Origin of the sequence: Micromonospora sp. NPDC049240 (assembly GCF_040647835.1) — a bacterium.
Lineage (GTDB): Bacteria > Actinomycetota > Actinomycetes > Mycobacteriales > Micromonosporaceae > Micromonospora.
In genome coordinates this window covers 21,458-42,300 of the sequence record NZ_JBEZCX010000018.1, presented here as the reverse complement: position 1 = coordinate 42,300, position 20,843 = coordinate 21,458, and the positions used below count along the sequence as shown (strand labels likewise).

The following is a 20,843-nucleotide window of genomic DNA, read 5'->3' as shown; positions in this document are numbered from 1 at the left end:
TTCCTTTTCCTAGAGGGCGGCGTACCGGCGGCGTCGTTCGGCCTGGCGGACCGGGTCGGGAATGGGGGACGCCATGAGGAGCCGGTTGGTGTAGGGATGCTCCGGCCGGGACGTGACCACGTCGCCGTCGCCGGTCTCGACGATCCGGCCCTTGAGCATCACCGCGACCCGGTGGCAGACGTAGCGGACCACCGACAGGTCGTGGGAGATGAAGAGATACGCGACGCCGGTCTTCTCCTGCACGTCGATGAGCAGGTCGAGGATGCGGGCCTGGGTGGACAGGTCGAGCGCGCTCACCGGCTCGTCGCAGACGATGAGCCGGGGTTTCAGCGCCAGGGCGCGCGCGATGGCGATGCGTTGCCGCTGCCCGCCGGAGAACTCGCGCGGATACCGGCGGCCGGCGTCCGCCTCCAGGCCGATCTGGCGCAGCAGCTCACCGATCCGCGCGGTGGCCTCGGCCCGGGCCACGCCCTGGGCCCGCAACGGCTCGGCGAGGATGGTCTCCACGGTCATGGCCGGGTTGAGCGACGAGTACGGATCCTGGAAGACGACCTGGATGTCGCGGCTCAACGCGCGGCGGGCGCGCCGGTTCGCGCGGGTGATGTCGACGCCGTCGAACGTGACCGTGCCGCCGGTGATCGGGGCGAGGCCCAGCACGGCACGGCCCAGCGTGGTCTTCCCGGAGCCGGACTCGCCGACCAGACCGACCGTCTCGCCCGCGCCGACCCGCATCGAGACGGCGTGCAGCGCGTGGAACGACGGGCGACGCCAGCCGGCGCCGCGGTAGACGACGTCGACGTCGCGGATGTCGAGCAGGGGCGTGCCGGTGTCGTCGGGGGCGCTCACGACCCCACCTCCTGGAGGTCGCCGCGCTCCCGCCGGGGCGGCGCGTCTTCGAGGGTCGCGTTCAGGAGCATGCGGGTGTACTCGTGTCGCGGGTTCGCGAAGAGGCCGGCGACCGGCTGCTGCTCGACGATGAGGCCGTCGCGCATGACCGCCACCCGGTCGCAGATGTCGGCGACCACACCCAGGTTGTGGGTGACCAGGACGAGCCCCATGTCGCGCTCGCGTTGCAGGCCGCGGAGGAGTTCGAGGACCTCGGCCTGGACCGTGACGTCGAGCGCGGTGGTCGGTTCGTCGGCGATGAGCAGCTCCGGGTCGCAGGAGACGGCACCGGCGATGAGCACACGCTGGGCCATGCCGCCGCTGAGCTGATGGGGATGGGCGGCGAGGGTACGCGGGGGGTCGGGGATGCCGACGCGGTCCAGCAGGTCGAGCGCCCGCGCGGTCGCGGCCTTCCGGGACAGGCCGAGCCGGTGCCGCATCGGTTTCGTGAGCTGGGCGCCGATCGTGAAGGACGGGTCGAGGTTCGACATCGGCTCCTGCGGCACGTACGCCATCCGGGTGCCGCGCAGCTTGCGCAGCTCGCTCTCGCGCAATCCCACGAGCGACTGCCCGTCCAGCGCGAGTTGCCGGGCGGAGACGGTGGCGTCGGGTGGCAGGAGCCCGAGGATCGCGAACGACGTCTGGGACTTCCCGGAGCCGGACTCCCCGACCAGGCCGAGGACCTCGCCGCGCGCGACGTGCAGCGACACGCCGCGTACCACCTCCTTGGTGGTGCCGTCCTCCGCCACGTACCGGACCGCCAGGTCCTCGACGCGCAGGAGGGTGTCGGCGGGCGGCGCGTCGCCGAACGCGGCCCGGTCGACCGGCGTCTCGCCGGTCTCGGCCCGGTCGACCGGGGTGTCGCCGGTGCGGGCGGGGCGGGCCGCGCGCTTGGCCTTGCGCCGCAGGCTGATCCCGAGCGAGTCGGCGAGCGCGGTGCCGAAGAGCACCAGCGCCATGACCGTGAGGCCGATCGCCACGCCGGGCGCGATCACCAGCTCGGGGGCGCGGTGGAAGTTCTGGAACGCGTTGCTCAGCTCGCCGCCCCAGCTCGGGCGCTGCGGGTCACCGAAGCCGAGGAACTCCAGCCCGGACTGCACGATGATCGCCATGCCGAAGATGAACGAGGACCGCACGAGCACCGGCCCCAGCACGACGGAGAGCACGTGCCGGAAGATGATCCGGACGTCGGACAGCCCGGCGACGCGGGCGGCGTCGAAGTACAGCTCCTCGCGTACGCCGATCACGGCGCTCCGGGTCAGCCGGAAGATGTCCGGCGAGGCGAGCACCCCGAGCGTGATCATCGTGGGGGCGAGGCCGCTGCCGAGCGAGGCGATCACCACGATGATGATCAGGATCTCGGGCAGGGACATCAGCATGTTGAAGAGCCAGCTCGACACCCCGTCGAACCACTTCGCGCGGTAGCCGGCGAGCAGGCCGGCGGGAATCCCGCACAGCAGCGCGACGGTCACCATGATCGCGCCGGCCTGGAGGCTCACCCGGCCGCCCCACAGCAGCCGACTGAGGATGTCCCGGCCGTTCCCGTCGGTGCCCAGCGGGTGGTCGCCGCTCGGCGGCCGGAGTGCCTCGGAGAGCACCACCAGGTTGGGGTCCTGCGGGGCGAGGAGCGGGGCGAGGACGCTCGCGGCGACGATGGCGAGCAGCACGGCGCCGGCCACCACGCCCATCGGGTTGCCGAGGAAGGCGCGGAGTCTTCTGGAGGTGCGGCCCGCACGGACCGTCGTGTCGGCGCTCATGCGTTGCGTACCTTCGGATTCAAAGCGGCGTAGAGGATGTCGACCGTCAGGTTGACGAGCACGACGACGAGCACGGTGAAGAGCAGGACGCCCATGATGACGGGGATGTCGCTGTTGCCCGAGGTGTTGATGGCGACCGCGCCGATGCCCTGGAGGCCGAACACCCGCTCGATGATGGCGGCGCCGCTCATCGCGGCGATGAACTGCAACGAGAGCATGGTCAACGCCGGCGGCGACGCGTTGCGCAGCACGTGCACCAGCAGGATGTGGCGTTGCGACAGGCCCCGGCTGCGGAGCGTCCGGACGTACGCCTGGCCGTTGACGGTGATCACGGAGTTGCGCAGTTGCTGGGCGATGGCGGCGATCGACCCGATCGACAGCGCGATGATCGGCAGGGTGATGGACCAGAGCCAGCCGCTGGGTGAGTCGCCCAGGTGGACGTAGCCGGTGGCGGGGAACCAGCCCAGCCGTACGGCGAAGACCAGCGCCAGGATGATCGCCACCCAGAAGTTCGGCAGGCTGAAGCCGAGCACCATGACCACCTGGAGCGCGCGGTCGAACGTCCCGGGCCGGGTCGCCGCGAGCAGCCCGAGGACGACGCCCAGGACGGCGGCCACCAGGACGGCGCCGAGCGCGAGGGACACGGTGACCGGCAGGCGCGAGACGATGAGGTCCATGACGTCGGCGTTCTGCGCGGACGAGACACCCAGATCGCCCCGCGCGACGTGTCCCAGCCAGTCCAGGTACTGCTGGACGACCGGCCGGTCGAGGCCGAGCTGCGCGCGCTTGACCGCGACCTGTTCCTCCGTGGCGTAGAGGCCGAGCGCGCCCCGGGCGGGGTCGGAGCCGGTGAGCATGAGGAAGAAGAACATCCCCGTCACCACCGTGAACGCCAACAGCAGGCCCGTGGCCAGTCGCCGGCCGATGAAGCCCAACATGCCTGCTACCTCCTAGCTGACCTGGGGTGGTCCGCCGGGTGGGCCGGTGGTGACCGGCCCACCCGGGGATCGACGGGCGGGTTACTTGGCCGGGGCGAAGAAGCGCAGGCTCGGCATGAGCTGTGCCTGCTGCATGGTCACGTCGATGTCCGGCTTGAACAGGTAGACGTTCTCCTGCGTGACGATCGGGGCGAACCAGGCCTGCTCCACCAGGTGGGTGTTCAGCTCCTTGTAGAGCGCCGCCTGCTTGTCGCCCTGCGCCGCGGGGATCTCCTTGAGCAGCCGGGTGACGGTGTCGTCGGTGTACTTGAAGTTGTTCCACAGCGACGTCGGGGTGAGCTTGTTCAGCACGTCCGTCCAGGCCGGGATGTTGGTGGAGAAGGAGAGCATGAACGCCGGCTGGCCCTTCAGGGTCTCCAGGCCGCCGTTGGCGAAGCCGTTGACCGGCACCTGCTCCACCGTGATGCCCACGTCGGACAGGTACTGCGCGACGATCGGCACCAGCGGGGACATGAAGCCCTCACTGAACGAGATCTTGATTTTGAAGCCGTTGCCGTAGCCCGCCGCCGCCAGCAGTTCCTTCGCCTTCGCCGGGTCGTACGGGTAGCGCTCGTTCAGCTCCGGCACCCACGCCTCGCTGGCCGGGTTGAACGTCTGCGTGGAGACCTGGCCGAACCCGCCGTAGTGGGTCTCCAGGATGGCCTTGCGGTCGAGCGCGTGGTTGATCGCCTGCCGCACCCGCACGTCGCCGAGCGCCGCCGACGCCTTGCCGGCCCGGTCCTGGAGGATGATGCCCTGCCACTCGCCGGGCACCGTCTTGACGGTGAGCCCGTCGGTCTTCGCCTTCGGCACCATGTCGGAGGTCCCGTACATGAACTGGATCTGACCGGTCGCGAGCGCGTTGTAGCGGGCGGTGAACTCCTCGTACGGACGGATCACCACGGTCTCGAACGGGAACGCCTCGCGGTTCCAGTAGCCCTCACGCGCGGTGAACTTGTAGCTGACGCCCTTCTCGGACGCGCCGGCGTCGAGCAGGTAGGGCCCGGAGCCGACCGGGGTGGTGGCGATGCCGCCCGCAGCGAGCGCCTTGGGGCTCACCATGTATCCCAGGTACGTCGCCAGGCCGGCGAGCAGGCCGGGGCTGGGCTCGCTGAGGTGCAGACGGACCGTCTTCGGGTCCACGACCTCGACCCGTTCGATCGCCCGGGCCGCCTCGGACGCGCTGCCGGCGCCCTTCTTCCGCGCCTCGATGTTGACCTTCACCGCCTCGCCGTCGAGTGCGGTGTCGTCGCTGAACGTGACGCCGTCGCGCAGCTTCAGCGTGAGTTCGGTGAGGTCGTCGTTGTACGCGTACTCGGAGGCGAGGTTGCCTTCGATCTTCGAGTCGGCGGTCTTGCGGAGCAGCGGGTCGTAGACGGCCTCCGCGTAGTGGATGACCGCGCCCTCCTTCATCTCCGCCGGGTCCCAGGTCAGGACGTCGCCGTTGTTGCCGAGGACGAGTTGGGCGGAGCCGGCCTCACTGGCCTGCCCGCCACCGCTACAACCGGCGAGGGCGAGAGCGACTGCGGCAAGCGCTGCCGTCAGCGTGCGGGGTAGTTGCACCATGTTCCCTTCTGTTGCTGCAAAGCCAGCGCCGGTCGGCGTCGGGTCAAGCGATTCCGAGCTGTTGGCTCATGACCATGGCGGTCGCGCCGCGCAGGACGATGTCGTCGCCCAGCTCGGAGAGCCGGAGGACGATGTCGCCGTGGACCTCGGTCAGGGCGCGCCGGCGGATGGTCTCCATCGCGGCCGTGGCCAGCGGCCCCTCCAGCACCCGGTGCGGTCCGCTGAGGACGATCTCGGAGATGTTGAGCGCGGCCACGATCGGTGCCAGCACGGAGCCGAGCGCCTCGCCCGCGACGGTCAGCACCCGGGCGCGCTCCGCGTCGGTGCGGGCCCCGGACAGGTCCTCCTGGATGCGCCGGGTCGACAGCCAGGTCTCCAGGCAGCCGGTCTTGCCGCACACGCAGGGTCGCTCGCTGCCGGCGTCCACGACCACGTGGCCGATCTCGCCGGCCGCGAACCGACTGCCCAGGATCGGGGTGCCACCGAGCAGCAGACCCGCCCCCACGCCGACGCCGACCCGGACGAGGAGCGTGTCCGCGGCGCTCTCGCCGTAGCTGCGTTCGGCGAGCGCGGTGGCGTTGGCGTCGTTGGACACGACCACCGGGCAGGCGAAACGCTCGCTGAGCAGCGCCTGGAGGTGGATGTCCTGCCAGCCCAGGTTGGGTGCGCTGAGGACGACGCCGCCGAGGTCCACGATGCCCGGCGTGCCGATGCCGATGCCGAGGAGCGGCGCGGTCACCTGCCGGTGTAGCGCCTCGACGAGACCGGTCACCTTCGCCAGGGCGTCGGCGCCGGTGCTGCCCTCGATCTCGACCTGCTGGCGGGCCACCACGGTGCCGCCGAGGTCGAGGACGGCCCCCCGGTAGAGCGTCGAGTGGCTCAGGTCCAGGGCGACGGTCTGGTAGGCGCGCTCGTTGAATTCGAGCATCATGGCCGGCTTGCCCGGCCGGGTCCCGGCCCGCGTGCCGACCTCGACCACGAGGTCGTCGGCGAGGAGGTCGCTCACCACGTCCGAGACGGAGACCCGCGTCAGCCCGGTGCGGCGCGCCAGATCCGCCCGGCTGTGCGGTCCTTCCCGGTACAGCATCCGCAGCAGCAGTTCCCGGTTGTGCACGCGTGCCTGCTCCGGGCGCACCTTCTCGCCGGTGCGGACCCGGGCCGGAACCTGGTCCCGTCGAAGGGTGCCCACCGCCTGTCCCGGCTGCTCGGGCGGCGTTGCTCCGGAGGTATCAATGCACGTCACCCGGTTAGTACAGGGGGCTAACAAACTCCGGGACAAGAACGCGGCTCGCCTTGATGCCAAGTCGTTATCTTCGCCCTACGTCACCGCCAAGATCGAATAAGGTGGGCAAATGCCCTGGTAGCGACGCTGTCGCTCGCGCGCGCGGGAGAAGGGTGGTCAATTTGGCGGCGAACGGGGTCACCGTTGCGGGTGGACCTCCGGTACGGTCCGTGGGGGACTATCCACGCTTGGTCAGGCAAGCGTCGCCTTCGGGTTGTCGAGCGCGGCAGCCGTCGTCGGCCGTCCCCGTCCCACCGGTGCCAGGCCGCCGCCGCGCCCGCGCCGCCCCCTCCACCCGTCACCTGAGCGTGCACGCCGACACCGCGACCGCAGGGCCGACACCGTCCGATATTGATCATTCTCGCCGCCCAACTCGACCGCCCCGCCGCCCGCCCTACCAATCGTCGATCTTGCACTTTGGGCCCACAAAGCGCGGCTTATGCGCCGTTCGTCGGGGCGGCAAGTGCAAGATCGACGCGCTGGGGGTGGGGTGGGGGCGGGGTGGGGGTTATGCGAGGCGGTGGTTTAGGGCGGTGTGTCGTCGTCCGGCGCCGACGGTGCGGACGGCGGCGGCGAGCGCGCGGCGGGAACCGACCAGGACGACCAGTTGTTTGGCGCGGGTGACAGCGGTGTAGAGCAGATTGCGTTGCAGCATCATCCAGGCGCTTGTGGTCAACGGGATCACCACGGCCGGATACTCCGAGCCCTGGGACCGGTGGATGGTCATGGCGTACGCGTGGCTGAGTTCGTCCAGCTCGTCGTAGTCGTACGCGATGTCCTCGTCCTCGTCGGTGCGGACGGTGAGTGTCTGGTCCTCGGGGGAGAGGGCGGTGACGATGCCGAGCGTGCCGTTGAAGACGCCCGCCTGACCCTTGTCGTAGTTGTTGCGGATCTGGGTGACCTTGTCGCCGATGCGGAACACCCGCCCACCCATCCGCCGTTCCGGCTGCCCCTCGCGGGGCGGGGTGAGTTTCTGCTGCAACAGCGTGTTCAGCGCGCCGGCGCCGGCCGGGCCGCGGTGCATGGGGGCGAGCACCTGGATGTCGCGTCGGGCGTCCAGGCCGAACCTGGCCGGGATGCGGGTGCAGGCGACGTCGACGGTCAGGGCGGCGGCGGCCTCGGTGTCGTCGCAGGCGAAGAGGAAGAAGTCCGGCAGCCCCTGGAGGAGGGGCGGGCGGCCGGCGTTGATGCGGTGGGCGTTGGTGACGACACCGGACTCGGCGGCCTGGCGGAAGACCTGCGTCAGCCGCACCCGGGGAATCGACGGGGCGGCGAGCAGATCGCGGAGCACCTCACCGGCGCCGACCGACGGAAGCTGGTCGACGTCACCGACCAGTAGCAGGTGCGCACCGGGCGGGACCGCCTTGACGAGTTTGTTGGCGAGAATGAGGTCGAGCATGCTCGCCTCGTCGACCACCAGCAGGTCGACGTCGATCGGGTTGTCGCGGTCGTAGGTCGCGTCACCGCCGGGGCGTAGCTGCAACAGCCGGTGCACGGTGGCGGCCGGATGGCCGGTCAACTCGGCAAGACGCTTCGCGGCCCGGCCGGTCGGCGCGACGAGCGTGACCTTCGCCTTCTTCGCGGCGGCCAGCTCGACGATCGAGCGTACGGTGAAGCTCTTGCCGCAGCCCGGACCGCCGGTGAGCACCGCGACCTTCGAGGTCAGCGCGAGCCGGACGGCCTGCTCCTGTTCCGGGGCGAGGTCGTTGCCGGTGCGCGCCTTCAACCACTTCTGGGCCTTGGCCCAGTCGACGTCGTGGAAGTGGGGCAGCCGGTCGACCCGGTCGCGCAGCAGCCGGGTCAGGGACGTGGCCAGCGACTGCTCGGCGCGGTGGAAAGGCACCAGGTACACCGCCGGCACCGGTTCCCCGTCCCGGCCGGGCAGCGCCTCGCGGACGACCCCCTCGTCGGCCGCCAGGTCGTCGAGGCAGCGGGCCACCAGGTCGGCGGGCACGTCGAGGATCTTCGTCGCGTCCGCGACCAGCTCCGGTTCGGGCAGGTAGCAGTGCCCGTCGTCGGTGGCCTCGGAGAGCGTGTACTGGAGGCCGGCCATCACACGCTGCGGGCTGTCGTGCGGGATGCCCACGGATCGGGCGATCGTGTCGGCGGTCTTGAAGCCGATGCCCCACACGTCCGCCGCCAGCCGGTACGGCTCCTTGGTCACCACGTCGACGGAGGCGTCGCCGTACTGCTTGTAGATCCGTACCGCCAGCGAGGTGGACACGCCGACGCCCTGGAGGAAGACCATCACCTCCTTGATGGCCTTCTGCTCCTCCCACGCGGCGGTGATCTTCGCCGTACGCTTCGGGCCCAGCCCGGCCACCTCGACCAGCCGGGCCGGCTCGTCCTCGATGACCCGTAACGTGTCCAGGCCGAAGTGCGCGACGATCCGCTCGGCGAACACCGGCCCGATCCCCTTTACCAGGCCCGAACCGAGGTAACGCTGAATGCCCTGGATCGTGGCGGGCAGCACGGTGGTGTACGACTCGACCTCGAACTGCCGCCCGTAGCGCGGGTGCGACGACCAGCGTCCGTGCAGGCGCAGGCTCTCGCCGGGTTGCGCGCCGAGCAGCGCGCCGACCACGGTCAGCAGGTCACTGCCCCGCTCGGTGGCCACCCGGGCCACCGTGTAGCCGGTCTCCTCGTTGACGTACGTCAGGCGCTCCAGGACCGCTTCCAGCGTGGCCAGCGGAGGACGGGGTGCGGCGGTCACGGCCACCATCCTGCCTCCAACCGGCGCGGCTCTCCCAGGCCGGCTGCCGTGGTTCGTCGTTGTGCACGACGATGTCCGCATGCTCGGTCGGGCGGGCCGTGGCGAAGTAGAGCTGCTGGGACGGGATGTAGCGCTCGCGCCAACGTCGCTCGATGTCGGCCCGGGACGCCACCCGGCGCTCCCGGATCACGGCACGATCCACGGTCCTGTCGAGCGCGGTCGACACGAAGACGCGTAGGTCCCATCGGCCGATCAGTTCCGGGCGCAGGAGGAAGACGCCGTCGAAGACCAGCACGGCGTCGACGGAGGCAGTGGTGACCGGCGGGGACAGAACAGCATCCCTGGTGTGGTCGTAGACCGCGGGTTGGAAGCGTCGGTCCCCGCTCGGGCCCAGCGGATCCAGCAGCACCCGGTTCAGGGCGTGGTAGTCGTGGGTGTCGTAGTAGCAGCCCTCGGCCGAGTACTCGCCGCGCGGATAGCGCTGTGCCCGGGGGAAGAGGAAATCGTCGATCGTCGCCCGGATGACGTCGCGGCCCTGCCCGCGCAGGACGACGGCCAGCTCGTCGGCGAGGGTGGTCTTGCCGGCGGCGGGCGGGCCGTCGACGGCGACCCGGGTCGGATGGGTCACGGTGACGGACCCGACGGCCTCGGCCAGACGGCCGAGCATCTCGTCGCGGGTGCCCTGGTGCATGTCCTGCCCCGTTCTGGTCTCGCGAAGGCGCCGACTCGAGTCGACCCGATGCGCGCCTGTCATTCTCCGGAGATCACGTCTGCGCTTGGAGAATCGGCTGTTCGTCAGGCGTCGGTCCAGCGCGATGACGTCGCCGGGCCGGTAGTCGTGCAGGTGCCCGGCGAAGTCGATGCCGGCCTGCCAGGTGGCCACGTCGATGCCGGAGACCGTGCCGGCCGGCGCCGCCGCGACGGTGGGCGCCGCCTCGACCGGCGCCGCCGCCATGCTCACCGGTACCGCGAACGCGACCACGGCCGCCATCGCGAGCCGCCCGAGAAAAGCGGTCATGCCAGCCTCCTTCTGAAGATCCGCAGTGTGACCGACCCGTCAGGCACGCCGACGGGGATCTATTTCAACCCCTATCTCCGACATTGATGCACATAGTTTTGAGGGCTAACCTCTGCTCGCCATGGTCAGCACCGACCGCACGGAGGACCGCGCATGAACCAGGAAAACCCGTCCCGCTGCTGCGGCGGCGACGCAGGGCAGCCGCAGGCGGGGCTCAGCCGTCGTACGTTGCTGCGTGGCACGGCGCTGACCACCGGCGCCCTCGCCGTCGGCGGCGTCGTCGGCCTGCCCGGGATCGCCCACGCCGCGCCCTCGATCTACAACCCGTTCTCCGGCTACCGGATCACCGGGACCTGGCAGGACCACCTCAACAGCGGCTCGCTGGGCGGCATCGACTTCGGGATGGGCGTCGGCACCAACCTGCCGGCGTGCGGCGCCGGGACGATCCAGAACATCCCGAACAACGGCACGGGCGGGCACACCGTCACGATCTACCACGCCGACGGCTACCGCAGCCAGTACATGCACCTGTCGCAGTTCCTGCTGGCCAACGGCACCGCGGTCGGCGCCGGAACGATCGTGGGCCGCTCCGGCGGCGCCGTCGGCGCCCCCGGCTCCGGCAGCTCCACCGGACCGCACCTGCACTGGCACATGATCAACCCGAGCGGCGTGCGGATCAACCCGCTGACCTACGTGGGCCAGAACCCGGGTGGCGGTGGCCTGCCGAAGACGTCCACCGAGCAGGACGGCATCCCCGGGCCGATCTTCTACAAGCGGATGCAGAACTGGTTGCGGATCACGTCGGGGTACACCGGGCCGATCGACGGGGTGCCGGGGGTGAACACGTACGCGGCCCTGCAACAGGCCATGCGCGGCTACGGCTACACCGGCCCGATCGACGGGGTCCCGGGCACCAACACCTGGAAGGCGGTGCAGCGACTCGCCTCCGGCTACGGCTACACCGGCCCGATCGACGGCGCGATGGGCCCGAACTCCTGGCGCGGCTTCGCCCGCTTCCTCAACGAGGACCGCTGGAACTGACCCACCGTCGCACCGCAGGGGGCACCGTCCAGGTTCTGTCTCACGAATCATGAGTGGGCTGCGCTGGCACCGTTGTTGCCGGCGCAGCCCGCCGGGTCGCCGTGGCAAGACCTGCCCGAGCGGTACGGGTCCGGATATCTCCGTAGTCCCACGGCGATGGGCAGGAAGCGGGCATACCGTGCCCCGTATTCCGCCTCCGACGCCGCCGCCGAAGCGACGGCCGGCTGCGTTGCCGGCTCAGCGATCCTCGCCGTCAAGGCGGACCTCAACCCGAGAGCCGGTGATCGGGTAGCCTCATGGCCCAGCGGGCCGTTAGCTCAATTGGCAGAGCTGAGGACTTTTAATCCTTAGGTTCTGGGTTCGAGTCCCAGGCGGCCCACCGTCACCGTGTCCGCCCGGACGCAGCGAGGTCGTCGGCCGTCGCGCGGTCGGTCGCCTCCTGGCCCGCCCGGATGCTCCCCGCGGCCCCCACGTCCCCGGTGGCCGCCGCCGTTCACCTCGATCCCGCCACCGCGCCCCGCCCTGGCTCGCATCGATCCGTTAGGGCCTCTGGCTGAGTGATGACGCTGCTCGATAACTTCTTGACCGGTATAGAAGACTCCATTACTGTACCGGTATAGAAAGCAGCGCCGATGAGTCAGGAGTTCGCCATGGAGATGCCCGCCGCCTTCGTGACCGCCGTCAACGCCGTCGACTTCGAATTCGCCAGCGCCCGCCCCGACGCCCCGGTCGTCCCGTACGTGGAGAAGCCGCCGCGCACCAGGGCCGTCCGCGCGGCCGTTGCCAGGCGTCTCGCTCGCGTCGCCAAAGTGGTCAGGCTGGCGTGACCCCGGGCTTTGATAGCCTCGTACCAGCCGGTAGGCATCGGCGTCCGCCGACCCGCACGGCGGGTGTCGGACGACAGGACCGGTCCGCCGTCAGGGCTCCCTGGCCCTCCGGCGGCGGACACATCTGGAACGACTGGTGGTGGCGTGGCGTCCCGGGTGACACTGCAGACGATCGCTGACCGGGTCGGCGTCAGTCGGATGACCGTGTCGAACGCCTTCTCCAAGCCCGACCAGTTGTCCGCGGCGCTGCGCGAGCGCATTCTCACCGCCGCCCAGGAAGTGGGCTACGTCGGCCCTGATCCGGCGGCCCGAGCCCTGGCCAAGGGCACCACCGGAGCCGTCGGTATCGTGCTGACCTCCTCGCTCCGGTTCGCCTTCACCGACCTGGTCGCCACCAGCTTCCTCGGCGCGGTCGCGGAGGAACTCGGCCCGACCGGCCTGTCCCTCACCCTGCTGACGTCGTCCGACGACGGCGCGATCATTCCGGCGCGTGACGTGGCGATCGACGGTGCGCTGGTCTACTCGTGCGATCCCACGTCCACCGCCGTCCAGTTCCTCACCCGCCGCAAGCTGCCCCTGGTGTACGTCGACCAGGTGCCGGCCGACGGGATCCCCGCCGTCAACGTGGACGACCGCGCCGGCGCTCGGGCCGCCGCCCAGCACCTGATCGACCTGGGGCACCGGCGGATCGGCCTGCTCCTGTCCGGCCTGCACGGCACGCACGGTGTGGTCACCGCGGCCGACCTCACGGTGGAGGGGCACGCCTCCACACAGCGGCTGCTCGGGTGGCGCGACGCGCTCGACGCGGCCGGCATCGATCCCGTGATGGCTCGGCAGAGCGGCGCCGATCTGGAGCAGGCGAAGGCGGGCGCCCGGCTGCTCCTGGACCGACCCGACCGGCCCACCGCGCTGCTCTGCTTCTCCGACGCTGTCGCCTACGGCGCGCTCCGGTGCGCCGAGGATCTCGGCATCGACGTGCCCGGCCAACTGTCGGTGGTCGGCTTCGACGACAACCCACTCGCCGTGCAGATCCGCCCCACCCTGACCACCGTCCGTCAGGACGTGCGGGCCAAGGGGCGGCTCGCGGCGGCAGCGCTCAGCCGCGCGATCCAGGACCGTCTCGCCGGCCGTCCGATCACCGCCGAACACACGCTGCTCCCCACCGAACTCGTCGTCCGGGACAGCACCGCCCCACCGGCGGCGGGCTGATCACTCCGCGATTCACCGGCCACCGCGCACGCCGGCGTCCGCATCGGTGGTCCGCCTCGTCCGTCCAGCCCTCCGCCCCGGACGCACCGCCCGTCGCGCGTGCGTAACCCGGCGTCGCGTCCCCCTGACGTGGCGCTGACCTGCCGTCGAGCCGCTGGACATCGATCGGCCGTCTCCTGTTGTGCAGTCGCGGGAACGGGTCTAACCTCCGTTGCTTAAACCGGTTTAGTCGCCCGTCCGACGAGGGAGGTGCCGGTGACCCGGCCAGGTCGACCGACGATCCGCGACGTCGCCCGCGCGGCCGGCGTGTCGAAGGGTCTGGTGTCCTTCGCGCTCAACGGCCGCCCCGGGGTGGCCGACGAGACGCGGGAGCGGATCCTCACCGCCGCCCGCGCCCTGGGCTGGGAGCCGAGCCACCGGGCCCGCGCCCTGTCCGCCTCGCGGGCGTTCGCGGTCGGCCTGGTGATCGCCCGCCCGCCCGAGCTGCTCGGCGCGGACCCGTTCTTCCCCGCCTTCATCGCCGGGGTGGAGCGGACCCTGTCCGACCGGGGCCAGGCGCTCGTCCTCCAGGTGGTGCCGGAGTCGACCGAGGAGGCCGGCTACCGGAAGCTGGCCGCCGACGGCCGGGTGGACGGCGTCTTCCTGCTCGACCTGCGGGTGGACGACCCACGGCTCGCGCTGCTGGAACAGCTCGGGCTGCCGGCGGTGACGATCGCCCGCCCGATGGCGCCGACCCGCTGGCCGGCGCTGCTGATCGACGACCGGCCGGGCATCGCCGCCGCGGTCGCCCACCTGGTCGAGTTGGGGCACCGGCGGATCGGGCACGTCGCCGGGCCGGACCACTTCCTGCACGGCCGGGTCCGCCGGCTGGCCTGGGAGCGGGCGCTGGCGGACGCCGGCCTGCCCGCCGACCTCTGCGTGGCGTCGGACTTCTCGGCGGCCGGCGGCGCGCAGGCCACCCGCGTGCTGCTCGACCGGGCCGAGCGGCCCACCGCGATCGTGTACGCCAACGACCTGATGGCCATCGCCGGGCTCGCGGTGGCCCGGGAACTCGGTGTCGACGTGCCCGGGCAGCTCTCCGTGACCGGGTTCGACGACGCGGAGCTGGCCGGCTACGTCAGCCCACCGCTGACCACCGTGCGGACCGACCCGTTCGAGTGGGGGCGGGCCGCCGCGCACGTCCTGCTCGAACTCATCGACGGCGAGCCGGTGGCCGACGTGCCCACGCCGCCCGCGCAGCTCGTTCTCCGTGCCTCCACCGCACCACCACCACCGGCGCCGCCCGCCGAGCGGCGTCGTTCCCCCGCACCGTCCCGATCGGAGCAGACATGAAACGTACCCTTCCGGCCCTGCTGCTGACCGCCGCGCTCGCCGTCACCGCGGGTTGCGACGGCAGCGGCGGTGGCGGCGACGCCGCCGAGGCCAACGCCGCCCGTGGACCGATCGACATCTGGCTCTCCAACAACCAGGAGGAACTGGCCTGGGGCAAGGCGATGGTCGAGGCGTGGAACGCGGAGCACGCCGACCAGAAGATCACCGCCCAGGAGATCCCGGCGGGCACCAGCTCGGAGGAGGTGATCGGGGCCGCCATCACCGCCGGCAACGCGCCCTGCCTGATCTTCAACACCGCGCCGGCGGCCGTGCCGCAGTTCCAGAAGCAGGGCGGGCTGGTCGCCCTGGACTCGTTCGACGGCGGCGCCGCCTACATCGCCGAGCGCACCGGTCAGGCGGCGGACCAGTACAAGTCGCCGGACGGCAAGTTCTACCAACTGCCGTGGAAGTCCAACCCGGTGATGATCTTCTACAACAAGACGGTCTTCGCCAAGGCCGGCCTGGACCCGGAGCGGCCCCCGCTGGCGACGTACGACGAGTTCCTCGCCGCCGCCCGGAAGATCAAGTCGTCGGGCGCCGCGCAGGCCGCCATCTACCCGGCCCCGACCAGTGAGTTCTTCCAGTCCTGGTTCGACTTCTACCCGCTGTTCGCGGCCGAGACCGGTGGCAAGCAGCTCGTCGACCAGGGCAAGGCCCAGTTCGACTCGCCGGAGGGCCAGCGGGTCGCGGAGTTCTGGAAGACGCTCTACGCCGAGGGCCTCGCCCCGAAGGAGAAGTACAACGGCGACTCGTTCGCCGACGGCAAGGCCGCCATGGCCATCGTCGGCCCGTGGGCGATCTCGGTGTACGGCAGCAAGGTGAAGTGGGGCGCGGTGCCGGTGCCGACGTCCACCGGCAAGCCGGCCGACCAGATCCGCACGTTCAGCGACGCGAAGAACGTCGCCATGTACTCCGCCTGCAAGAACCGCGCCACCGCCTGGGACGTGATGCGCTTCGCCACCAGCAAGGAGCAGGACGGCGCGTTGCTGGCCAAGACCGGTCAGATGCCGCTGCGCACCGACCTGGCCGCCGCCTACCCGGACCACTTCGCCAAGAACCCGGCCTACCAGGCGTTCGCCGACCAGGCGGCCCGGACGGTCGAAGTGCCGAACGTGCCGAACTCGGTGGCCGTCTGGCAGGCGTTCCGCGACGCGTACTCCGAGTCGGTGATCTTCGGTAAGAAGCCGGTGCCCGACGCCCTCGGCGCCGCCGCGGACAAGGTCGACCAGCTCGCCACCGGCTCCTGATGTCCACCGCCCACACCGCGGCGGCCCCCGCCCCCGGGGCCGCCGCGCGAAGCCCGAAACCGGCCGGCCGGGGCCGGGTGGCGGCCGTGCTGGGCCGCCACCCGGTGGGCATGGTGCTGGCCGCGCCGTACGCGGTCTTCATCGCCGTGGTGTTCGCCTACCCGCTCGGGTTCGCGATCTGGATGAGCTTCCACGACTACTTCTTCGCCGCGCCGGGCGCGGTGGTGGACCGGCCCTTCGTGGGGCTGGACAACTACCGCGCGGTGCTCGCCGACCCCGCGGTCCGTCAGTCGTTCGGCAACATCGGGATCTTCCTGGTCATCAACGTGCCGCTGACCACGGTGCTGGCGCTGCTGCTGGCGGTCGCGCTGAACCGGGTGGTGCACGCCCGGACGTTCCTGCGGGTCGCGTTCTACGTGCCGTACGTGACCGCAAGCGTGGCGGTGGTCGGGGTGTGGTTGTTCCTGTTCAACGCCGACGGCCTGGTCAACTCCGTGCTCGGCCCGCTGGCGCCCGACCCGTCCTGGCTGGTGAACGCCGGTCTGGCGATGCCGGTCATCGCGGTGTTCGTGGTCTGGAAGCAGCTCGGCTTCTTCATCCTGCTCTACCTCGCCGCGCTCCAGAACGTGCCGAAGGAGCTGTACGAGTCGGCGTCGGTCGACGGCGCGGGCTGGTGGCGGCGGTTCCGGTCGGTGACCGTGCCGGCGGTCCGCCCGGCGACCGCCCTGGTGGTCATCCTGGCCACCATCACCGGCGCCAACCTGTTCACCGAGCCCTACCTGCTCACCGGCGGGGGCGGCCCGAACGGCGCGTCCGCCTCCCCGGTGCTGGTGATGTACCAGCGCGGCATCCAGCAGGGCCAGCCGGACGTGGCCGCCGCCATCGGTGTGCTGCTGGTCATCGGGGTGCTGCTCATCTCGTTGGTCAACCGCCGGCTGATCGAGAGGGACTGACGTGACACCGACCTCCACCGCCCGCTGGCCGGGGCTGCTGCGCCACGTGGTGCTGTTCGCCGGGGCCCTGCTGTTCCTCTTTCCCTTCTACTACATGCTGATCGGCAGCCTCCAGGCCGAACCGGACACCTCGGTCGCCGGGGCGTTCCCCACCTCCGGCCTCACCCTGGACAACTACCGGGACATCAACTCCCGGGTCGACCTGCTCGGCTCGCTGATCAACTCGGGCGTCTTCACCGGCGGCGTCATCCTCGGCACCGTGGTCTTCGGGGTGCTCGCCGGCTACGCGCTGGCCCGGCTGCGGTTCCGCGGCCGGGGCACGCTGTTCGCGCTGGTGCTGCTGGTCCAGGTGATCCCGTTCCAGCTCCTGCTGATCCCGCTCTACGTGCTGATCGTGCGCGGGTACGGGCTGGCCGACTCCTACCTCGGGATGATCCTGCCGTTCGCGATCAACACCACCGCGGTCTTCGTCTTCCGGCAGTTCTTCCTGCAACTGCCGGACGAGCTGTTCGCCGCCGCCCGGATCGACGGCGCCGGGGAACTGCGGGTGCTCTGGTCGGTGGCGTTGCCGCTGGTCCGCCCCGCGCTGCTGACCGCGGTGCTGCTCACCTTCATCGGGCCGTGGAACGAGTTCCTCTGGCCGTTCCTGATCACCAAGCAGGCGGACATGCAGCCCCTCGCGGTCTCCCTGGCCAACTACATCAGCAACGTCGCGGCCCGCGCCGCCAACCCGTACGGCGCGGTGCTGGCCGGGGCCTGTGTGCTCGCCGCGCCGGCCGTCGGCCTCTTCGTGGCCTTCCAACGCCACTTCATCTCCACCGACGTCGGATCCGGAGTGAAAGGTTGACATGCGATCCCTCTCGACCACTGTCCCGTACACGCTGACCCGGCTGGGCGTGCTGATGGCGCCCGACCCGGCCGAACCCTTCGAGGCCGCCGGCGTGCTCAACCCGGCGAGCGGGCGGACCCCGGACGGCCGGCTGCACCTGCTGCCCCGGCTGGTCGCCGACGGCAACGTGTCCCGCGTCGGGCTCGCCGAGGTGGAACTGCGCGACGGCGTACCGGTCGGCGTGCGCCGGCACGGCGTCGTGCTGGCCCCGGACGAAGGCTGGGAGCGCGGCCTCAACAACGCCGGGGTGGAGGACCCGCGCACCACCTGGGTGCCGGACCTCGGCCAGCACCTGATGACGTACGTGGCGTACGGGCCGCTCGGCCCCCGCCTCGCGCTGGCCGTCTCCACCGACCTGCGCTCCTGGCGGCGGCTCGGCCCGGTGCAGTTCGCCTACCAGCCCGACCTGGACACCGATCTCAACCTGTTCCCCAACAAGGACGCGGTGTTCTTTCCCGAACCGGTGCCCGGCCCGGACGGCCGGCCCTGCTACGCCATGCTGCACCGGCCGATGTGGGACCTCGGCTGGTTCCGCCCCGGCGAGGGCGTGCACCTGCCGGCCGGCACCACCGACGAGCGACCCGGCATCTGGATCTCGTACGTGCCGGCGGACGAGGTGCACGCCGACGTCACCGCGCTAACCCGCCCTCGCGACCACCGCTGCGTGGCGCTTTCCGAGTTCCCCTACGAGGAGCTGAAGATCGGCGCCGGCCCGCCGCCGCTGCGGGTGCCGGAGGGCTGGCTGCTGCTCCACCACGGGGTGACCGGCCACGTCCCCAGCGGCTGGGACCCGACCACCCAACGCGTCGAGTACGCGGCCGGGGCGATGCTGCTGGACCCGGCCGACCCGGCCCGGGTGCTGGCCCGCACCGCCGAGCCCATCCTCGTGCCGGACACCGAGGACGAGAAGGCCGGCACCGTGCCCAACGTCGTCTTCCCCACCGCGATCGAGGAGGTCGACGGCGTGCGGTTCGTGTTCTACGGAATGGCGGACACGAAGATCGGCGTCGCCCGGCTCGACCACACCCCCTGACGCCCCGAGGAGACCACCATGAAACGCCGATCCCTCCTGCTGGGCGGCGGCCTCGCCCTCGGCGCCCCGCTGCTGGTGGCGGCCCCGGCCCGGGCCACCACCGGAACCGCGTTGACGAACCTGTCCCACCTGGACTTCTTGGGTGACCGGGTCACCCCGCCCGCGCAGGCCGGGCACACCACGTACCGGCTCGCCGACACGCCGACGGTCGGGGTGCTCTGGACGTACGCCGAGCCGAACCCGGACGGCACGTTCCGGCGCGTCGGCGGCGGGGCGTACGACCCGGCGACGGACACCTGGGGGCAGGGCGCCTACAACGCCGACGACATCGCCCGCGCCGCCGTGGTCTACCTGCGACACTGGCGGTCCACCGGTGCCACCACCAGCCGCGACGCCTCGTACGCCCTGCTGCGGGGCCTGACCTATCTCCAGACCGCCACCGGGCCGGACGCCGGGAACGTGGTGCTCTGGATGCAACCCGACGGCACGCTGAACCCGAGCGCCGAACCGGTCGAGCTGCCCGACCCGTCCGACAGCGGCCCGTCGTACTGGCTGGCCCGCACGGTCTGGGCGCTGGGCGAGGGGTACGCCGCCTGGCGTACCGCCGACCCCTGGTTCGCGTCGTTCCTGCGCGAGCGGCTCGACCTCGCGGTCGGCGCGTTGGAACGCCAGGTGCTCGTCCGGTACGGCACGTGGCAGGTCGTCGACGGTGAGCGGACCCCCGGCTGGCTGATCGCGGACGGCGCGGACGCCACCGCGGAGGCCGTGCTGGGGCTGGCCGCGTACGTGCGGGCCGGTGGCGGCGCCGGGGCGCGGCGGGCGCTCAGCCGGTTCGCCGAGGGCGTCGCCGCGCTGGCCGACGGGGACGTCCGGGAATGGCCGTTCGGCGCGGTCCGCCCCTGGGCGCTGTCCCGGTCGGTGTGGCACGCCTGGGGTTCGCAGATGCCCGCGGCGCTGGCCGTCGCCGCGCGGGTGCTCGGTGACCGGCGGTTGCTGCCGGCGGCGGTCGCCGACGCGGCGGTCTTCACGCCGTGGCTGCTCACCTCCGGTGGCCCGGACAACGGGCGGCAGCCCACCCCGACGGACCGGTCGCAGATCGCCTACGGCGTGGACTCCCGCGTGCAGTCGCTGCTCGCCGTCGCCGACGCCACCGGGCGCGACGGGTTCCGGCAGCTCGCCGGCATGACGGCCGCCTGGTACTTCGGCGCCAACGCGGCCGGCGTGCCCGGGTACGACCCGGCGACCGGGCGCACCGTCGACGGCATCGCCGGCGACGGAACGGTCAACCGCAACGCCGGCGCCGAGTCGACCATCCACGGCCTGCTCAGCATGCTGGCGTTGGACGCCCACCCCGAGGTGGCGGCGCTGGCCCGGCAGGGCCGGATCGTGGCGCGGGTCGGCGGCACCGTGGTGGAGGCCGAACAGGCCACGCTGACCGGCGGCGCGGACGTGGTCACCCCCGACTCGACGTGGACCGGCGAGTCCGCGTTCAGCGGCGCGTACGCCCTGCTGCCGGCCGGCGCGACCGCCCGCTGGCGGTTGCCGGCCGCGGACCAGCCCCGGCTGGTGCTGCCGGTGGTCGAGTTGCGGCCGGGCAGCCGGGCCGTCACCCGGTGGTCCACCGCCTCGCCCGACGGCCCGGCGCGGACCGTGGGCACCGTCCGACACGGGCGGGTCGGCGCGCAGGGGACCTCCCCGGCGCCCGGCGCGCTGCTGCCGGTGACGCCGAGCGGCCCGGCGGAGGCACCGGCCGACGCCGTCGACCTCGTCGCGGTCTCGGCCGGCGGGGACGCGGTGGTCGACGCGGTCCTGCTCGAACCGCTCGTCTCCCGGTACGTGATCGCCGGCACCGGATCGACGACGGCGTTGCTGCGCAGTGCCGCCCGCACGCCCCGGACCGTCCCGGTCACCGTGCCCGGCGCGGGGACGGCGTGCGTCGAGACGTACGACGCGCAGGGCGTGCGGCGCTCCCGGACCCGGACCCGGGGTGGCACGGTGCCGGCGGAGGTGCTGCCCGGCGGCTTCACGCTCGTCCGGCGCTGACGGGCGCGGCCCGGGCGGTCTTCCCCGCCCGG

At 71.7% G+C, this 20,843-nt stretch carries 15 protein-coding genes, 1 tRNA gene and 1 pseudogene; 10 read left to right on the top strand and 7 right to left on the bottom strand.

Annotated features, from left to right (window positions below; genetic code table 11):
- Positions 1-9 precede the first annotated feature (9 nt).
- From AB0B02_RS25035 to AB0B02_RS25005, 7 genes and pseudogenes are all read right to left on the bottom strand, one after another.
- A complete protein-coding gene (locus AB0B02_RS25035) occupies positions 10-846 on the bottom strand; it encodes an ATP-binding cassette domain-containing protein (RefSeq protein WP_281933458.1) in 837 nt (278 codons plus the stop codon).
- Positions 843-2,642 (bottom strand): dipeptide/oligopeptide/nickel ABC transporter permease/ATP-binding protein, encoded by a 1,800-nt coding sequence (locus AB0B02_RS25030; RefSeq protein WP_357304065.1) that lies wholly within the window; start codon positions 2,640-2,642, stop codon positions 843-845. Before AB0B02_RS25030 ends, AB0B02_RS25035 begins: the two co-directional genes overlap by 4 nt.
- Positions 2,639-3,580, bottom strand: coding sequence for an ABC transporter permease (locus AB0B02_RS25025; protein ID WP_357304061.1), 942 nt, complete (start codon positions 3,578-3,580; stop codon positions 2,639-2,641). Before AB0B02_RS25025 ends, AB0B02_RS25030 begins: the two co-directional genes overlap by 4 nt.
- A gap of 81 nt (positions 3,581-3,661) precedes the next feature.
- Complete coding sequence (locus AB0B02_RS25020) at positions 3,662-5,185, bottom strand: ABC transporter substrate-binding protein (protein WP_281933455.1); 1,524 nt, start codon at positions 5,183-5,185, stop codon at positions 3,662-3,664.
- A 43-nt stretch (positions 5,186-5,228) separates the two neighbouring features.
- Complete coding sequence (locus AB0B02_RS25015) at positions 5,229-6,374, bottom strand: ROK family transcriptional regulator (protein ID WP_281943774.1); 1,146 nt, start codon at positions 6,372-6,374, stop codon at positions 5,229-5,231.
- A gap of 601 nt (positions 6,375-6,975) precedes the next feature.
- On the bottom strand, positions 6,976-9,189 hold the full coding sequence (locus AB0B02_RS25010; RefSeq protein WP_357304056.1) for an ATP-dependent RecD-like DNA helicase: 2,214 nt from the start codon (positions 9,187-9,189) through the stop codon (positions 6,976-6,978).
- A gap of 13 nt (positions 9,190-9,202) precedes the next feature.
- A pseudogene (locus AB0B02_RS25005) lies at positions 9,203-9,871 on the bottom strand (uridylate kinase); the annotation flags it as partial.
- A 480-nt stretch (positions 9,872-10,351) separates the two neighbouring features.
- Between AB0B02_RS25005 and AB0B02_RS25000 the strand changes: the two are divergent.
- The 10 genes from AB0B02_RS25000 (at position 10,352) to AB0B02_RS24955 (ending at position 20,811) form a co-directional block, all read left to right on the top strand.
- Complete coding sequence (locus AB0B02_RS25000; RefSeq protein ID WP_357304053.1) at positions 10,352-11,239, top strand: peptidoglycan DD-metalloendopeptidase family protein; 888 nt, start codon at positions 10,352-10,354, stop codon at positions 11,237-11,239.
- Positions 11,240-11,545: 306 nt separating this feature from the next.
- Positions 11,546-11,618 (top strand) — tRNA-Lys (locus tag AB0B02_RS24995).
- A 253-nt stretch (positions 11,619-11,871) separates the two neighbouring features.
- A complete protein-coding gene (locus AB0B02_RS24990; RefSeq protein WP_281943769.1) occupies positions 11,872-12,066 on the top strand; it encodes a hypothetical protein in 195 nt (64 codons plus the stop codon).
- 156 nt (positions 12,067-12,222) lie between these two features.
- Entirely contained in the window at positions 12,223-13,275 is a 1,053-nt protein-coding gene (locus AB0B02_RS24985; protein ID WP_281943767.1) for a LacI family DNA-binding transcriptional regulator, read from the top strand.
- A gap of 255 nt (positions 13,276-13,530) precedes the next feature.
- Positions 13,531-14,607 (top strand): LacI family DNA-binding transcriptional regulator, encoded by a 1,077-nt coding sequence (locus AB0B02_RS24980; protein ID WP_357304048.1) that lies wholly within the window; start codon positions 13,531-13,533, stop codon positions 14,605-14,607.
- The gene (locus AB0B02_RS24975; protein WP_357304044.1) at positions 14,604-15,893 is read left to right on the top strand and encodes an extracellular solute-binding protein; all 1,290 of its coding nucleotides are present in this window, start codon (positions 14,604-14,606) and stop codon (positions 15,891-15,893) included. Before AB0B02_RS24980 ends, AB0B02_RS24975 begins: the two co-directional genes overlap by 4 nt.
- Complete coding sequence (locus AB0B02_RS24970) at positions 15,893-16,846, top strand: sugar ABC transporter permease (protein WP_357304041.1); 954 nt, start codon at positions 15,893-15,895, stop codon at positions 16,844-16,846. Before AB0B02_RS24975 ends, AB0B02_RS24970 begins: the two co-directional genes overlap by 1 nt.
- 1 nt (position 16,847) lies before the next feature.
- Positions 16,848-17,693 (top strand): carbohydrate ABC transporter permease, encoded by an 846-nt coding sequence (locus AB0B02_RS24965; protein WP_281943759.1) that lies wholly within the window; start codon positions 16,848-16,850, stop codon positions 17,691-17,693.
- A gap of 1 nt (position 17,694) precedes the next feature.
- Entirely contained in the window at positions 17,695-18,768 is a 1,074-nt protein-coding gene (locus AB0B02_RS24960) for a hypothetical protein (protein ID WP_357304038.1), read from the top strand.
- Between the two features lie 18 nt (positions 18,769-18,786).
- Positions 18,787-20,811, top strand: coding sequence for a hypothetical protein (locus tag AB0B02_RS24955; protein WP_357304035.1), 2,025 nt, complete (start codon positions 18,787-18,789; stop codon positions 20,809-20,811).
- Positions 20,812-20,843 lie beyond the last annotated feature (32 nt).

Bases quoted from the DNA above. Each gene is read 5' to 3' on its own strand.
- AB0B02_RS25025 (WP_357304061.1), bottom strand. From the start codon at position 3,580: ATGTTGGGCTTCATCGGCCGGCGACTGGCCACGGGCCTGCTGTTGGCG.
- AB0B02_RS24970 (WP_357304041.1), top strand. From the start codon at position 15,893: ATGTCCACCGCCCACACCGCGGCGGCCCCCGCCCCCGGGGCCGCCGCG.
- AB0B02_RS25020 (WP_281933455.1), bottom strand. From the start codon at position 5,185: ATGGTGCAACTACCCCGCACGCTGACGGCAGCGCTTGCCGCAGTCGCT.
- AB0B02_RS24990 (WP_281943769.1), top strand. From the start codon at position 11,872: ATGAGTCAGGAGTTCGCCATGGAGATGCCCGCCGCCTTCGTGACCGCC.
- AB0B02_RS24960 (WP_357304038.1), top strand. From the start codon at position 17,695: ATGCGATCCCTCTCGACCACTGTCCCGTACACGCTGACCCGGCTGGGC.
- AB0B02_RS25030 (WP_357304065.1), bottom strand. From the start codon at position 2,642: ATGAGCGCCGACACGACGGTCCGTGCGGGCCGCACCTCCAGAAGACTC.
- AB0B02_RS24955 (WP_357304035.1), top strand. From the start codon at position 18,787: ATGAAACGCCGATCCCTCCTGCTGGGCGGCGGCCTCGCCCTCGGCGCC.
- AB0B02_RS25000 (WP_357304053.1), top strand. From the start codon at position 10,352: ATGAACCAGGAAAACCCGTCCCGCTGCTGCGGCGGCGACGCAGGGCAG.
- AB0B02_RS24975 (WP_357304044.1), top strand. From the start codon at position 14,604: ATGAAACGTACCCTTCCGGCCCTGCTGCTGACCGCCGCGCTCGCCGTC.
- AB0B02_RS25010 (WP_357304056.1), bottom strand. From the start codon at position 9,189: ATGGTGGCCGTGACCGCCGCACCCCGTCCTCCGCTGGCCACGCTGGAA.